The organism is Photobacterium sp. CCB-ST2H9 (assembly GCF_023151555.2).
GTDB lineage: Bacteria > Pseudomonadota > Gammaproteobacteria > Enterobacterales > Vibrionaceae > Photobacterium.
Genome location: NZ_CP100425.1, coordinates 1,590,551 through 1,605,844, shown reverse-complemented (window position 1 = coordinate 1,605,844; position 15,294 = coordinate 1,590,551). Strand labels below are relative to the sequence as shown.

12 protein-coding genes are annotated in these 15,294 nt (G+C 50.4%); 3 read left to right on the top strand and 9 right to left on the bottom strand.

From position 1 onward, the window contains the following. Positions 1-79: 79 nt before the first annotated feature. The 7 genes from L4174_RS07660 to rsuA all read right to left on the bottom strand — a co-directional run bounded on the left by L4174_RS07660 (position 80) and on the right by rsuA (position 9,499). On the bottom strand, positions 80-1,828 hold the full coding sequence (locus L4174_RS07660; protein ID WP_248140072.1) for a GMC oxidoreductase: 1,749 nt from the start codon (positions 1,826-1,828) through the stop codon (positions 80-82). A 271-nt stretch (positions 1,829-2,099) separates the two neighbouring features. Next, on the bottom strand, positions 2,100-3,026 hold the full coding sequence (locus L4174_RS07655; RefSeq protein ID WP_248140071.1) for a ribose-phosphate diphosphokinase: 927 nt from the start codon (positions 3,024-3,026) through the stop codon (positions 2,100-2,102). Then, positions 3,023-4,531: a thymidine phosphorylase family protein gene (locus L4174_RS07650; protein WP_248140070.1), complete on the bottom strand. Its 1,509-nt coding sequence runs from the start codon at positions 4,529-4,531 to the stop codon at positions 3,023-3,025. Before L4174_RS07650 ends, L4174_RS07655 begins: the two co-directional genes overlap by 4 nt. A gap of 463 nt (positions 4,532-4,994) precedes the next feature. Next, positions 4,995-6,392 carry an MATE family efflux transporter gene (locus L4174_RS07645; RefSeq protein WP_248140068.1) on the bottom strand — a complete coding sequence of 466 codons (1,398 nt, stop codon included), beginning with the start codon at positions 6,390-6,392 and terminating at the stop codon, positions 4,995-4,997. A gap of 195 nt (positions 6,393-6,587) precedes the next feature. Beyond that, complete coding sequence (locus L4174_RS07640; protein ID WP_248140066.1) at positions 6,588-7,244, bottom strand: DUF2913 family protein; 657 nt, start codon at positions 7,242-7,244, stop codon at positions 6,588-6,590. Between the two features lie 32 nt (positions 7,245-7,276). After that, complete coding sequence (locus L4174_RS07635) at positions 7,277-8,467, bottom strand: Bcr/CflA family multidrug efflux MFS transporter (RefSeq protein WP_248140064.1); 1,191 nt, start codon at positions 8,465-8,467, stop codon at positions 7,277-7,279. A 342-nt stretch (positions 8,468-8,809) separates the two neighbouring features. Further along, positions 8,810-9,499, bottom strand: coding sequence for a 16S rRNA pseudouridine(516) synthase RsuA (gene rsuA, locus L4174_RS07630; RefSeq protein ID WP_248140062.1), 690 nt, complete (start codon positions 9,497-9,499; stop codon positions 8,810-8,812). Positions 9,500-9,801: 302 nt separating this feature from the next. On the opposite strand from rsuA, the gene L4174_RS07625 reads away from it, so the two are divergent. Both L4174_RS07625 and L4174_RS07620 read left to right on the top strand, forming a co-directional pair. Next, positions 9,802-10,296: an N-acetyltransferase gene (locus tag L4174_RS07625; RefSeq protein WP_248140060.1), complete on the top strand. Its 495-nt coding sequence runs from the start codon at positions 9,802-9,804 to the stop codon at positions 10,294-10,296. A 159-nt stretch (positions 10,297-10,455) separates the two neighbouring features. After that, positions 10,456-12,225 carry a DEAD/DEAH box helicase gene (locus L4174_RS07620; protein ID WP_248140058.1) on the top strand — a complete coding sequence of 590 codons (1,770 nt, stop codon included), beginning with the start codon at positions 10,456-10,458 and terminating at the stop codon, positions 12,223-12,225. A gap of 32 nt (positions 12,226-12,257) precedes the next feature. Here L4174_RS07620 and L4174_RS07615 read toward each other — a convergent pair whose 3' ends face one another. Continuing rightward, positions 12,258-13,211 (bottom strand): alpha/beta hydrolase, encoded by a 954-nt coding sequence (locus L4174_RS07615; protein WP_248140056.1) that lies wholly within the window; start codon positions 13,209-13,211, stop codon positions 12,258-12,260. A gap of 152 nt (positions 13,212-13,363) precedes the next feature. Next, on the bottom strand, positions 13,364-13,810 hold the full coding sequence (locus tag L4174_RS07610) for a cupin domain-containing protein (protein WP_248140054.1): 447 nt from the start codon (positions 13,808-13,810) through the stop codon (positions 13,364-13,366). A 569-nt stretch (positions 13,811-14,379) separates the two neighbouring features. Between L4174_RS07610 and L4174_RS07605 the strand changes: the two genes are divergently transcribed. Continuing rightward, a complete protein-coding gene (locus L4174_RS07605; RefSeq protein WP_248140053.1) occupies positions 14,380-15,291 on the top strand; it encodes an AraC family transcriptional regulator in 912 nt (303 codons plus the stop codon). Positions 15,292-15,294: the final 3 nt, after the last annotated feature.

The following is a 15,294-nucleotide window of genomic DNA, read 5'->3' as shown; positions in this document are numbered from 1 at the left end:
ATGATATAAGATACTGATTAAATTAAAAAAGCCCCGACTTATGCCAAGGCTTTGTCATATGAATAGTTGCAGTGGTCAACTACTTCCCGGACAACTTATCTGCCAGATCCTGCGCTAGTGCGACCATGGTGAGTGTCGGGTTCCAGGAGCCGCCCTGTGGCCAGAGTGCGCCACCGGTGACGTACACATTGTTGGCGCCTTTGAACCGGTAGTTCAAATCAACCGGGGCGTCTGGCTGAGTACCAATGTGAAGGGTCGAACTTTCATGGACCGGGGCATCAACACGAATGGCGGTTGAACCGGGACGAACCGAAGTCCAGTCTCCTTCATCCGGAGCGCCATGCCAGTATTGCACCGCTTCTTTGCCTTTCGGGGAGAGCACAGTTTCCAGAACACCGAAGGTGGCCTCGTCCATTGCGGTCCAGGTTTCTTTGTCTTTCCCGTTTTCTTCAATCTGAAGCAGCGAGTTGGTGGTGATGTTGCGATCCTCCGGATTGCCTTTGAACCAGCTGCCCGGATTGGTGTAATCAAGTTCGCCCAGCACGGCACAAACAAACACCACATAGTCTTTGGAGGACAACAATTGCGCCATCGAAGCTGTCGCCACCACATCCGGCATATACCGCAGCGCAGTGGCTGAATTCACAATCGGGTTCTCATCCGACAGTGCCGACAACTGAATATGATATTGCTGTTCAAAACTGTTGTTCGCAACACCAGCCACGTAGCAGGCGCCTAATTCCAGATTACCCCAGTCACCGTTTGGATCCAGATCTGCCTTCGGCACGCGTGCAACAATCGAGCTGATAAAATGCGCAGAGAAACGATCGCCCAGTCCGGGATAATCCGGGAATGAATTTCGCAACAAGGTCGTTGGCGGCAATGTACCCATAGCGAGGATCAGCTGTGCCGATCCCAGCGGTAAAACACCTCGGGAAGTTTGCAGCGCTGTGGCTTGCGGCATGCCATCTACTGATTGCTGAATAATCTGCTCAACAATGCAGTCTGTCACGATATCCAGTTTTGCGCCCGTTCCGGCCTTACTGCGCGCGGCCTGAACTTCAGCCAGTTCCAGAAGACTTCCCGGTGTCGAGAACTTCTGGAAATCGATACCGTTCACCCTTTCAGATGCCGAAGCCAGCGGTGCAGCTTCCGTGCGGTAAATACCGTTCACTGAAGTACCGGACTGTTCAAGTAACTGCTGAATCGTTCGTTGCAGCTCACCGTACACCGGGCGGTTATCCGCAATAAAAGCCTGCTCAGCTTTACTGCGGCCCGCATCAATCTGATCAGCCGGTTGGACTCTGAGCAGGATTTCAGCCGAGTCGAAATTCCTTCTGGCCGCATCAATTGTTTCCTGCGGCCACCCGGCAAACTCCTCATCATTGGGTCTCGGACACCAGGCACTCCACAAGGTAGAACGCCCACCAAAGAAGGGCACCATGCCATGTTGCCAGTGAATGGTTCCTGCCTGTCCCAACTGATTTTTGGCCGACATTGTCCAGGGGAATGTTTCCGACAATCCGCCTAAAGTATTTTTAAACGGCAGTGGCAGATTCTGGAAATGCTCAGGTAAAAAGAACGGGCCACGTTCGATCATCAAAATCCGGGCGAAGGGATTATTCTTCAGGGCACGCTCGGCGAAAGCCAACGCACAGAAACCCGTGCCGATCACGACAAAATCATAATCATTTTCTTCCCGGGCCTGTTTCCATTCGGCATTCGACAGGAAAAAGACATGATCCATCACTTTTTGTCCGGTCGGGCTCTGTGGCCCCGGCGTCGGATATCCGTATTGCAGTTTATTACTTGCGGCAGCTGTTCCCATGGAGAAAGTCCTTCTTTGAATTGTCAGTCAATCACAGATGACGAATGACAGGTGAACAGAAATGTCATGACGATAAATGCAGCCAGCAAAGCATGCCGACAGTGCATCATGAATAGACAAGGAATCTGAAGAAGGACAATTTAAATACTCAAGCCGTACTTCGGTTTCATGAAAATGAAACCTTGGTTCTATCGCCAGGAAATACGTGAATAAAAAGTTACACCGAAGCGTGAGGCCGGTATTCGTTTTGGCTGTCTCTGTTGAAATCGTCTCAGCCCGTATTTTGCGTCCGTTGCAACAGCTCAATCACAGCAGGAAGCAACTGCGGGGTGATATCAATCGCGTTCGTCGGGTGCGGAACGGTATTGGTTGTCACCAACTGACTGAGCCCGGCGACAATCAGCGCTTTGTCTGAATCATCGGCAAAAATACCATGGACTGCGACGCACTGAATCTTGTCGATTCCGCGGGACTGAAGCGCCTGTACACACTGCAAAATTGTCTGACCGCTGGAAATCACATCATCAATAATGACGGCAGTTCTGTCCCGGTATACTTCGATATCCGGCAAAATCACTTCAACATGCCGATCGCCGAATCGGTGCTTCTCGCCAATCACATAAGGATGCTGACTGAACCCGGCGATGCTCGAGACCCACTGCTCACTTTCACTGTCCGGACCAACCAGCAGCAGATTGTTCTTTGTCGTCAGCCATTGTGCAAGCGCGGGTGCGCCCTGCACCACCCGACTGGGCACTGTATAAATTTCGTCTAAGGTATGATAACGGTGCAGATGCGGATCAACCGTCACCAGCCAGTCAATATGCCGGGACAAAGACTGCGCGAATATCCGCGATGTGATGGCCTCGCCGTCTGCAAACCGGCAATCCTGCCGCATGTAGCTCAGATAGGGCGCGATCAATCCGACCTCAGACGCCCCGAGTTCACGCAGTGTTTCCAGCAAAAAGATCAGCGGTAAATACTTTTCATCCGGATGCGACAAATCAGCAACGACGACACAACGCCTGTTTTCAACGGTTGAACATACCCGCAGATAAAACTCACCGTCGGGAAACTGCCGGGATTCAAGATGACCTGGCTGTGCATCCAATGCAACGGTCAGCGGTTCAAGTAGCGGATGTGGTTGCAGGGAAAACACCCATGGTGCTTCTGCATTCGGCGTTACTCTGTCACTCATTTCGCGGCCTCGATGGTAAAAATTTCCGACTGACGATAATACGACATGGCGTATTGCTGCTCTCCGGCGGTATTCGAATACAAGGTAAACAACGGATCACCATGTTCCACTCTGTCGCCTACCCGTTTATGCAGTCGCACCCCGGCTGCAGGTGTAGCCGGTGCCCCGGCCAGTTTTGCCAGACGGGAGAGTTGCCGGTTATCAATCGCAACCAGTCTTCCCTTCACATGCGCCGTTTCCGTATGTTGAAAATGAGCTTGCGGCTGAGTTTTCATCCCGCCTTGCGCAGCCAAAATTCGCTGAAACTGCTGCCAGGCTTTGCCTTCATCCAGAATCGATGTTGCCCTTGTGAGCCCCGCTTCGTAGTCCTCATCAAAAGCAATCGAAAACAGATGTGCCGCCAGGAATAAAGCGCGTTCTCTGAGGTCTTGCGGCGCGGTGTCGCTGCACTGTAACACCGCCAGTACATCACGCGCTTCCTCGACCGGACCGATTCCTGCTCCCACCGGCTGGCTGCCATCGGTGATCAGACAACGGATGTGAATGCCGCAAGCTTCTCCGACCCGGGTAAATAATGAAACCAGCCGATCCGCATCTTGCTGAGAGCGGACTTTAGCTGTGGGACCCACAGGAATATCAATCACAACATGGGTCGAACCCGCGGCTATTTTTTTCGACAGAACAGAGGCAATCAGCTGTCCTTCCCCATCCAGATCCAGCACACGTTCAATGCGAATGAGCAGATCGTCCGCCGGACTCAGATTAACCGCCCCTCCCCACGCCAGACAGGCATGCGTTTTTGCGACTACGCGCTGAATGTCCGCCAGATCGAGATTCACGGTGGTCAGCGCCTCCATCGTATCGGCCGTCCCTGCCGGGGATGTAATCGCGCGTGAAGACGTTTTCGGAATCGTCAGCCCCGCCGCACTGATAACAGAAACCACCAGCGGTGAGGTCCGGTTGCCCGGCAAGCCGCCAATGCAGTGCTTATCAAAGACTTTGGTCTGACCCGGCCAGTACAGCCGCTTGCCGCATGTCACCATGGCCTGCGTCAGGCCGATAATTTCATCGACATCAAGGCGGCTCCCTGCGCACACACTCAGAAAACTGGCGATTTCTATATCCGAATAACGGTGAGCGCTGATGTCTTCAACGACATCCTGAATCTCCTGATGACTGAGTTTATGACCAAAAATCTTTTTCCTGACCGCTGCAAGTGAGGTATTCACCGGCGCATGACTAACTTGGATCGCAACACCATCAATCGCATTCAGGCGATGCATGGCGATTTTAGATAAACCGGCACTTTTCGGGGGCAGTACCTTATCGTCCACCACGTTCAGGGTGGCGATGATGCTGTTTTTGCCATGAGTCAGCAGAACCCGGCTACTGGCCGTAAAACCTTCTGCTCGGCAGATATGACAATCGCTCCGCATATACGCCACCGGCTCCTGGTGCGTATCGATCCCCATATCGATCACATAAAGCTCATGCGTCTGACTCATGATTTTCCCCTGTTCAATACTGACTCTGGATTGATGTTGAAATGGCCAGTGGTGACGGATGACGCCATTTTCAGGAAGCCTTGTTTTCAGGAAGCACTGCTGCTTTCCCTGAGGTCTATAGGCTCAGTATAGGCCGCAACCCCAAAAACACTTCAAACCGCTGTTTCTTCAGCACAAACTCTGATCCATCACACTCAGAATTCACTGAATCCATGTCGCCAGTATTCAATAGACGATAAATCAATAAAAGGACAATAAAGTGCGCATCACACAACAGTGAAATGTCTGAAATGGAAAGCTGATTCTGCCGGCAGGAAATATGTGAATGAAAAATTACACGCGAATGTGAAACCTGCGATGACTTCAAGGCGCTGCATTCAGAATTAAAACCCCAAAAAACAAAACAACCTGCATCATGCATCATGCAGGCTGTTTTCGCTTCATTCATGAACATGACAGGATGTCAGGCTGGCGTACTTTGACTCTCGTTTGCCACCAGGTTATTCATCCAGGCTTTGGAACGGATCCGAATCACTGAACCGATAATTTTCACGCACTCTTCCAGCATCAGCATGGCGTATATCCACTCCAGCGGCAGTTTCAGGACCAATGCACAAAATGCCGTCAGCGGAATCCCGATCACCCATTGCGCCGCCAGATCCTGATAAAAACAAAACCGCATGTCACCGCCAGCCCGCAGGACACCGACAATCATCGTCATCGGCAGACTTTTCACAATCATCCCGGCACAGAAAATCAGGAAGAAGTTTTCCGTCAGCGCCCGGGTCTCCGGGGTCATTGCAGCAAACAGGTTTAAAATCGGATCGCGGATCAGCAGCATCAATCCTGCAATCACCACAGCACAGGCCAGATTGATGACCGATACAGCCCAAGCCTGACGGTACGCTGCCTCCATCTGGTTTCCGCCAAGCTGATTTCCAATCAGCACTGCTGAAGCGTTGGAAATACCGATCAGCATCGCCAGCGCCAGCGATTCAATCGGGGTCATGACCGACAATGCGACCAGACCATCCACACCCGACTGACCGATAATCACATGGTACATAAAAATACCACCCGACCATGCCAGTGCATTCAGAGTTGTAGGCAACGACAATTTCAGAAAACGTTTGATCAGGGCGGCATTCATGACTTCCGGATAAACGGACCATTCAAATGCAACAATATGCTTTTTCAGGTGCAGATAACCAAACAGCAGCGCAATTTCGACCAGCCCGCTGATGGCTGTTGCCCAGGCTGCACCGGCAATGCCATAAGCAGGCATCCCCAGATGACCGAAAATCAGAACCCAGTTTAAAAACAGGTTCAGGGCAATCCCCACGGCACTGAAGAATGTGCTGATGCTGGGCTGATGCATGGCTCTCAGCCCCACAGACACGCTGCTGCCCCATGACACTGCAAACAAACTGATGGCCGTAATTTGCAGATACTCAGCCCCCCGCATGATGACTTCCGCATCGTGCGTCGCCAGACCAATCACCTGCTCAGGCATCAACCCGAAAATCAGCGCAGCACACACAGCCACAATCGTTGTCATGAGCATAGTCAGTGCCACACTCTGTTTCATGCCATGCTGATTTCCGGCGCCCCAGTACTGGGCGGCCAGCATTGCGCCGCCGGTAGTCACACCAAACAGCATGATTGTCACGACAAAAAGTGCTCTGCCCGCAATACCGATTGCTGCAACATCCAGCTCATTGAGCTGACCCAGCATCAGAATGTCCACCAGACTCCGGCTGGAAAACAACATGATTTGCAAAGCAATCGGAAAAGCGATTGCCATCAGGCGACGAACAAAAGCGCCGTCGATAAACGCTGGCGCGGAGGAAGAGATTCTCATGATGGATAACCGGTCGGAAAAATGCTGAAAACGGAAACAATTTTATGTTGAACTGTTGAAATCACAAGCTAAAACGCACTGATTTACTTGCTTTTTTTCAATATCATCAAACAACTCACTCTTCTTTGAAACTGAATTGAAACATCCTGTTGACCCATAAAAAAATACAGCCTTTCGGCTGTATTTTCTCAATCATCAATCCCGGGACAAGGTGGGCAATTCCGGCAGATGACTGCCAGCATTCGCCGGCTGCAGAATATATTCACCATGGTATTTCACCAAAGATTTATAATCGGTCACTTTATACAGCAACAATCCGTTCTCATAAGCCAGATCGATACATTGCTGGCTGTTCCCCCGGACATACACCGACAGCGGCTTGATCAGCACACCCTCTTCACTGAATGCCGCCTTTGCCTGTGTTGCACAAACCACCAGAGAAGCCTGACCATCGGTATGATGCGTCACTTTGCGGTTCACTTCATAACCCGTTGTGACCATCCACCCGGCAGCTTCCAGCGCCTGATAAAACGCATGCACACCATCGGAATCCACCGGACGATTCAGCCCGCTTTCAGTCTGAACACCAGACAGGGTCCATCGGATATGCTCAAATTTCTGTTTCAATTGCGCCTGTTTACCCAGACTGCGGGCCTGTTGCTGCCAGGCAAGCAGCGTTTTCGCAACACAGTGATCATATCGCTGCTGCTTAATCACTCTGGTAATCCAGGCACTTAAAAAATGTGTTTCACTCACCGGGTTATTCGGTGTTTTTCCGGCAGCGACAGAGCCATCTAGTTCAGACAGACCATCACTCACCAGTTGGTGCAGCTCTTGATAAAACTCAGCCATATATTTCTTTTCTTGACGATTACTTACGACAATCAGGCATCTTTCGACAGCGCCCAGTAGAACAGTGACGAAAGCACCGCACAGGCGGCGGTCGTCCCAGCCAGTGGCCATGCAGATGTGTCCGGCATCATTGCTACAATACCGCCCACAACCGTACCGGTTCCGAAGCGCATTGTACCAGCCAGAGACGATGCCGTACCTGCCATATGCGGATATTTGGCTAATAAACAGGCCATTGAGTTACTGGCAACTGTAGAGATCGCACCGACAAAGAGCATCACAGGTACAACAACGCCCCACAGCCCCAGCTCAAAGACCTGACCGGCAATCAACCCGACCCCAGCAATCAGCTGTACATTCAGACCCAGGCGAAGCATAAAATGCGAGCCCATTTTACGGACCAGTTTGCCATTGAGTGTGGTCATCACAATCAGACAGACCACATTCAGACCAAACAGATAGCCGAAATTTTCAGTGCTGACATGATAAAGATCGATGTAAACGAATGAACCGACGGTCAGGAAAACAAACATCCCTGCAAACGAGAACCCGCTGCTGACAACCAGACCCAATGCCGGAGCAGATGTTAACATCCTCGCGTAGTTTCTGAGCGTGGAACCGAGATGAAACGGCAGACGTTTTTCAGGCGCCAGAGTTTCCGGAATCATCTTCATCACCGCCAGAATCACAATGACCGAGAACAGCGCAAGTGACCAGAAGATTGAACGCCAGCCCAGCCAGACCGACAGATAACCACCGATCAAGGGTGCTGCCAAAGGTGCTACCGTCATCACCAGCGTCACAAAAGACATGGTTCGGGCAAACTCTTCACGTTCAAACATGTCTCTGACGAGCGCCTGAATAATCACCGCGGCGGATGCTCCCGCGAAACCCTGTGCGGCACGAATCCAGGTCAGTTCAGTAATGTCATGACTCACCGCACTGACCACTGCCGCCAGCGCGAACAGCACAACGCCAATAATCAGAACAGGACGACGACCATAACTGTCTGATAAGGGGCCATGAATCAACTGGCCGATAGCAAAACCTGCCGTATAAGCCGTGAGCGTGACCTGCACAGCACTTGGAGTGACAGCCAAATCTTTCGCAATGGTTGGCATTGCGGGTAAATACATATCGATGGCTAGCGGCGTTAATGCTGCGATTGCACCGAGAATCAAAATTAAGGAAAAACTCAGACCAGGACTGTCAGATTTACTCATAAACCACTTATTAGTAGATAAAGGGGAAAGAAAGTGATTGTACGACAATTTTCGCTGCGCGAATCTTTCCTGACAGGAAATGATAACTTTCTTTTTTAGGTATACTAGCAAAAAATTGTGACTCACATCGGCAGACAGGTCAAAACTGAGCCACCGAAAACCACAGTTATTGCCTGAGAGTGAAGTTTTACAATTTGTGAATCAACGGTGCAATCTGCGGCAAGTAATCGGGAAAACTGAGCCTTTCCTGACAATTCCGCCCCGCTGCATACAAAAACGGCGCTGATATCTGTTTGATCGTCAGCGCCGTCTTTCTTTTTATTCCGATTATTCGCACTTCTGTCAAAAGCTGGCGATTTCCTCTTCGGTTAAAGGCCGGTATTCGCCGGGCTCCAGCGCTTCGTCCAGCTCAACAGTGCCAATTTTTTCACGGTGCAGCGCCTCAACTTTGTTGCCAATCGCCGCAAACATCCGCTTCACCTGATGGTATTTGCCTTCTGAAATCGTGATCAGCGCTTCTCGCTCGCCCAGAATTTCCAGTTTTGCCGGGCGCGTCAGTTCTTTTTCGCCGCGAAGCTGAACCCCTTCCGCAAACTCGGTGACCGCAGATTCCGGGATCGGATCAGCCGTTTCCACGTAGTACACTTTCTCACACACATGACGCGGAGACGTGATCCTGTGTGACCACTGACCGTCATCTGTCAGCAACACCAGGCCGGTGGTATCGGCATCCAGACGACCGGCCACATGCAGTTTTTCAGGGCTGACTTCGTCGAGCAGTATAAAAACTGTCGGATTAAAATCGTCGACGTGTGAGCAGACATACCCCTGAGGCTTATTCAGCATGAAATACTTCGGGCCCGTCATATGCAGCGAACGGCCATCAAATTCAACATCACAGTCTGGGGTGATTTTCACCGCCCCATTCCGGACAACGTCGCCATTCACTTCAATTCTTTTATCTTTTAATAACTTACCGGCTTCTTTGCGCGTAATTCCCAAGGCCGTACTCAAAAACTTATCAAGCCGCATGGCTGGCTCCAAGTGTTGCAAAACCGCCATTATATACCCAAGTCACCTGAAGATACTCAATTCTGAAAGATTTGTACGATAGATACCTGTCCTCAGCCTTCTCTGAAGGGGTATCACTAATTGCAACCCCTGATCACAAATTTTTACATCGCATTATCTGAACTGCCACTAAGCTCAAAAAGTAGAACATTTATCCATTTTCACGGTCTTCACTTATAGACAGAAGACATGGGTTATCCGTATAAACACCTGAAGCGAATTACGACCATGTCATGACAACACCGAACAACTAAGGTTGACTTATGAACATCTCACTTGTAGCGCCTGGCCTGTCTTCTGCAGACATGTTGCTTACACTTGTTGGGGAACTCTTTGAATATGAAGTCCTGCCGCAAAAGCGCGAGCAAACGACACAGGCAGTTCACCAAATACTCAACAATCCGGAACTGGGCCAGGTTTGGTTCATTGAAGTGAACGACAATGGCAATCAAATGATTGCCGGTCATATCATCCTGAGCTACAGCTTCAGCCTTGAATACGGCGGCCGGATTGCACTCATCGACCAGTTCTACCTGAGACCCGAATGGCGTCAGCAAGGGATCGGGACTGAGCTGATGCCGCAAATTGAAGCCCATTGTGCTGAAGCGGGCGTACATGCACTGACACTCGAAGTCAATATCGGGAACAAAGGAGCCCGCAGTTTCTACGAGAAACACGATTTTATCCCGCGGCGCCAGTTCTGCATGATGACCAAAACCATCAAACCAACGAAACTACCGCTGAACATGGCTTCGTGAACATAACTTCATGAAGCTTCATCAATGTCGTTTCATGAACACAACCATTCGCAGGGCCCGCAATTCCGGGCCCTGATGTTACAACCGCCCTGACACTTGTTTCCCACAGTTCAAAGCCGTTAAACTCCCCCGGCGCTGTTCATCAACCGAATCAAATTCATGTATACACTTCGCCCATATCAGCAGGACTGTGTGAAAGCCACGGTTCACTACTTTCGTCAGCACAGCACGCCTGCCGTCCTGACCTTGCCCACCGGTGCCGGTAAAAGTCTGGTGATCGCAGAATTAGCCCGAATTGCGCGCGGTCGGGTGCTGGTGCTGACCCACGTCAAAGAGCTGGTCGAACAGAACCACGCAAAATACGAAAGCTACGGTTTAAAAGCTTCCATTTTTTCTGCAGGATTGGGTCGTAAAGAAACCGATCAGCAAGTGGTTTTTGCGTCGGTCCAGTCGATGGTCAACAGTCTTGACCAGTTTGACGCAGAATTCTCCCTGCTGGTCATCGATGAATGTCACCGGGTGCCGGACGATGAAAACAGTGCCTATCAGCGGGTGATCAAACACTTGCAGTCAATCAACACAGGGATCAAGATTCTGGGGCTGACCGCAACGCCCTATCGTCTGGGCATGGGCTGGATTTACAAATATCACACCCGGGGTCAGGTTCGTACCGAGCAGGAGCGATTTTTCCGGGACTGCATCTTTGAACTGCCTATCCGTTACCTGCTGGACGAAGGGTTCCTGACAGAACCCAAAATCATGGATATGGCCGTGATCGGCTATGACTTCTCCGGCCTGAAACCGGCCAGTAACGGCCATTACCGGGAATCGGATCTGGATGCTGTGATTGCGAAATCTTCCCGGGCAACCCCGATGATTATTGAACAGGTGATTGATTACGCCAAAGACCGGAAAGGCGTGATGATCTTCGCCTCGACGGTCAACCATGCCAAAGAAATCATGGGTTATCTGGCCGAAGAAAACGCGGCACTGGTTGTCGGAGACACGCCGCTGGAAGAACGGGATCGCATCATCAATGCATTTAAAAATCAGCAAATTCAGTATCTGGTCAATGTGTCGGTTCTCACCACGGGGTTTGATGCACCGCATGTCGATTTGATTGCTATTCTTCGTCCGACGGAATCAATCAGTCTGTATCAGCAAATTGTGGGCCGCGGTCTGCGCCTTGCTGAAGGCAAAACAGATTGCCTGGTTCTGGAGTATGCCGGGAACTGCTACGACCTGTATCAACCGGAAGTCGGCGATCCCAAACCGGACAGCAGCAGCGAAGTGATCATGGTGCCCTGCCCGGCCTGCGGCTTCAAAAACAGCTTCTGGGGCAAACTCGACCCGGCTGGCTTTTTGATTGAACACTATGGCCGTCGCTGTCAGGGTTACTTTGAGGACGATGACGGCGAACGGGAGGAATGCGGCTACCGCTTTCGGGCCAAGTTCTGTGAAGAATGCGGTGCAGACAACGACATTGCAGCGCGACGCTGCCATCAGTGCGATGCTGTCATGGTCGATCCGGATAAAAAGCTCAGAGATGCTTTAAAGCTGAAAGACGCCATGATCATGAAATGCACGGAGATGAAGCTGGAAGCCGGGAAAAACCAGTATGGCAAGCCTCAGTTGAAAGTGACCTATTTCAGTGAAGACGATGGTCATATCAGTGAAACCTGGCAACTGACGAACAAAACCCAGAAAACCGAATTCCTGAAGAAGTTCATCAATCCGCATCTGGTTGACCGCCATCGTCCGTTTACTGAGACGGCCCCAACCAAGGTTGCCGGCAATGAACACCGGCTGCGTCCGCCGGAAATCATTATTGCCCGTAAAAGCGGTCGCTTCTGGGCCATAAGGGATAAGTTGTTTGATCTTGACCAGTATCAAAACATCAATGCAAACAAAGTGTCATCAATCAAGTGAATCGCCAGCATCAAGCTGGCGCAGACGCTGACTTAGTGGAATGCCCCATTGAAGAAACGTTCGAGTTTGTCGAAAGGAATCAGATCCGTTTTGTCATACAGATCAACATGATTTGCGCCAGGAATCACCAGCAGCTCTTTTGCCTCACCTGCCATTTCAAAAGCATCTTCACTGAAATATCGTGAGTGTGCATGTTCGCCAATCACGAACAGAATTGGACGCGGCGAGATCCACTGCAGGTGATTCAAAAGCGCGAAATTGATGAACGACGGCGCGCTGCTCATCGTAAACTGAGTGATTGAGTTGTGATGGTAGCCACGCGGACGTGAATAAAACGCACCAAATTCGCGGCCGATTTCATCGGTTTCACTGCCAATATCCATCGGTGCACCCCGCGGTGTCATCGCAGGGGCAGCACCGGTAAATTCTGCATAACGCTGTTCGGCAATCATATCCAGCCAGCCGTTTCGCTCTTCATCAGTCAGCGCATCATGAAAGCCTTTCGCATGGTAGCGGGAAATATCATACATACTGACGGTCACAACGGCTTTGATACGGCGGTCCACCTGAGCTGCACTCAAACCAAAGCTGCCACTGCCACAAATGCCAATCACACCAATTTTGTGGCGGTCAACAAACGGACGAGTCCCGATAAAATCGACGGCTGCACTGAAATCTTCCACAAACAGATCCGGAGAAGAGAGGTGGCGAACTTCACCGCCACTGTAACCATTAAACGACGGGTCAAAGGTCAGAACCGTAAAACCGCGCTGTGCCATTTCATTGGCGTAAACACCAGGCCCCTGCTCTTTCACGCCACCGTAAGGTGCCCCAACAATCAAAGCTGGCAAGGTTGCCAGATCGCTTACAGATTTTGGCCGATAAAGATCCGCTGAAATCGTCACGCCATAACGGTTTTTATAGGACACTGACTCGCGTGTCACCGCGTCACTTAACGTGAAAATATAATTATCGATCGCTGGCATAAGATGCGCCTGAATGAAGTGATTGAAGAAATTCAGGCAACAGAAATCCCAAAAGCCCGGTTTCAGACTTCCAAGTGAATACCTGATATTGATGAAAAATTAATACTGAGAATATCCAAGGCAGTCGCTCACGAATAATCCCGATAAACGCTTTAGTTCAGTGCGTTATATTCTTCGTCTGACACGGGTTCACACCATTCATTGCTGGCACCTTCCGCCGGAATTTCAATCGCGACATGCGCAAACCAACTGTCTTTCGCCGCGCCGTGCCAGTGTTTGGTGCCCGGTGCAATATGAACAACATCACCAGGATGAAGCGCACGGGCCGCTTTACCCGCTTCCTGGTACCAGCCACGGCCGCCCGTCACGAGCAATATCTGTCCTCCTAGATGATGAATATGCCAGAAGTTGCGACAGCCCGGCTCAAACGTGACGTTCGCTACGATCAGCCCCGGCTTATTCAGCAGAGCCAGATAGCTGGTGCCGGTAAAATAATCCGCGTAGGCAACGTTCTCTTCACCAAAATCAAAAATACCATGACCTTTAAATACGCCCGCTTTCAGCTCTTCCGGGATCAAATTTTTTATTTCATGACTCATCATCAGCTCCAATAATTCTCTTTTGTGGCATTTGCAATTCAAATGGGAAAACAGGCTGAATTCAGCACCGTATTCAGGACGTCGGCTGCATTTAAGGCAACGTAATCATGCGCTTATCGCTGGCTATTGACGCCTGACAAACTTGCCTGTGCAATCCAGCCAGTTTAGCTGTAGTGACCTGCTCTCACTCCTCCCAGTTCAGGACTTCACTTTGGAAAATGTCACCCAACCATGAAACAAATTTACGCCCGAAGTGCGAAATGTCGTTAGCCTATTCAACGCTAATTCTTGCCCATTTTTCCAATTCACTTTTTATCCGGGGAAATTAGGACAATGTACCGGACAGACTGACATCGCCAAGAAAAAACAATCAAGATACTGATAAATAAAGTATTTTTATTCGAACTCATTCAGATTTTCGCATTAATGACGGTGCACATATCAGCGGTCACGCAGACTGAAAGCAAAATCGTATCTTGCCTGATATTCTTTACATACACCGAGATAATGTTATAACGACAGCATCTTGCAGCAACGACATGACCGCTTGAGTCACATGTGGAGCCTCGATGGACCATTCAAATTCCATGGCAACAGCAACCCTGACCTTCGCCCGGCAAATCGAGCAATGGACCCGGAATACCAATCAGTTTGATACGGCTATTCCGGGTGTTCGTCTGAGTCACTGGAAAACACCGACTCCACCAACAAGCTATACGCACAAATCCAGTATTTGCCTGATTGCACAGGGTAAAAAGCGGGTGATACTCGGTGAGGACAGCTTTGTTTATGATGCGAACCACTTCCTGATTTCCTCAGTCGATCTCCCGATCATCGCCAACATCATGGAAGCCAGTCCGGACACGCCTTATCTTGGCCTGGTGATGGAACTCGACCTTCAAGAGATCTCACAACTGATCGTCGACAGTGAATTGTCATTTAACCCAGGCAAAGAAGCGCACAAAGGGATTGCTGTCGGTGAACTGTCCAAGCCTCTGCTGGATGCTTTTGTTCGTTTGTTGGCACTGCTCGATGAACCGGCAAGCATCAAAATTCTCGCCCCGGTGATCAAACGAGAAATCTTCTATCGCTTACTGACTTCCGAACAAGGCGGACGTTTGAATCAAATCGTCACCGCAGGCAGTCACAGTCATCAGATTTCAAAAGCCATCGACTGGCTGAAAAACAACTTTGTGAAACCACTGAGCGTAAGTGAACTGGCCTCATACACCGGGATGAGTAAATCAGCGTTTTACACTCACTTTCGTGCCATGACGTCCATGACGCCGCTGCAATTTCAAAAGAAACTGCGTTTAAGTGAAGCGCGTCGATTGATGCTGACTGAAAATCTCGACGCCATGGCGACAACCTTCCGCGTTGGATACGAAAGTCCATCCCAATTCAGCCGTGAATACAGCCGCCTGTTCGGTGCACCGCCTTCAAAAGACATTAAGGCGCTGCGTGAGGCAGATATCTCCTGAAGT

Bases quoted from the DNA above. Each gene is read 5' to 3' on its own strand.
- L4174_RS07660 (WP_248140072.1), bottom strand. From the start codon at position 1,828: ATGGGAACAGCTGCCGCAAGTAATAAACTGCAATACGGATATCCGACG.
- L4174_RS07655 (WP_248140071.1), bottom strand. From the start codon at position 3,026: ATGAGTGACAGAGTAACGCCGAATGCAGAAGCACCATGGGTGTTTTCC.
- L4174_RS07650 (WP_248140070.1), bottom strand. From the start codon at position 4,531: ATGAGTCAGACGCATGAGCTTTATGTGATCGATATGGGGATCGATACG.
- L4174_RS07645 (WP_248140068.1), bottom strand. From the start codon at position 6,392: ATGAGAATCTCTTCCTCCGCGCCAGCGTTTATCGACGGCGCTTTTGTT.
- L4174_RS07640 (WP_248140066.1), bottom strand. From the start codon at position 7,244: ATGGCTGAGTTTTATCAAGAGCTGCACCAACTGGTGAGTGATGGTCTG.
- L4174_RS07635 (WP_248140064.1), bottom strand. From the start codon at position 8,467: ATGAGTAAATCTGACAGTCCTGGTCTGAGTTTTTCCTTAATTTTGATT.
- rsuA (WP_248140062.1), bottom strand. From the start codon at position 9,499: ATGCGGCTTGATAAGTTTTTGAGTACGGCCTTGGGAATTACGCGCAAA.
- L4174_RS07625 (WP_248140060.1), top strand. From the start codon at position 9,802: ATGAACATCTCACTTGTAGCGCCTGGCCTGTCTTCTGCAGACATGTTG.
- L4174_RS07620 (WP_248140058.1), top strand. From the start codon at position 10,456: ATGTATACACTTCGCCCATATCAGCAGGACTGTGTGAAAGCCACGGTT.
- L4174_RS07615 (WP_248140056.1), bottom strand. From the start codon at position 13,211: ATGCCAGCGATCGATAATTATATTTTCACGTTAAGTGACGCGGTGACA.
- L4174_RS07610 (WP_248140054.1), bottom strand. From the start codon at position 13,810: ATGAGTCATGAAATAAAAAATTTGATCCCGGAAGAGCTGAAAGCGGGC.
- L4174_RS07605 (WP_248140053.1), top strand. From the start codon at position 14,380: ATGGACCATTCAAATTCCATGGCAACAGCAACCCTGACCTTCGCCCGG.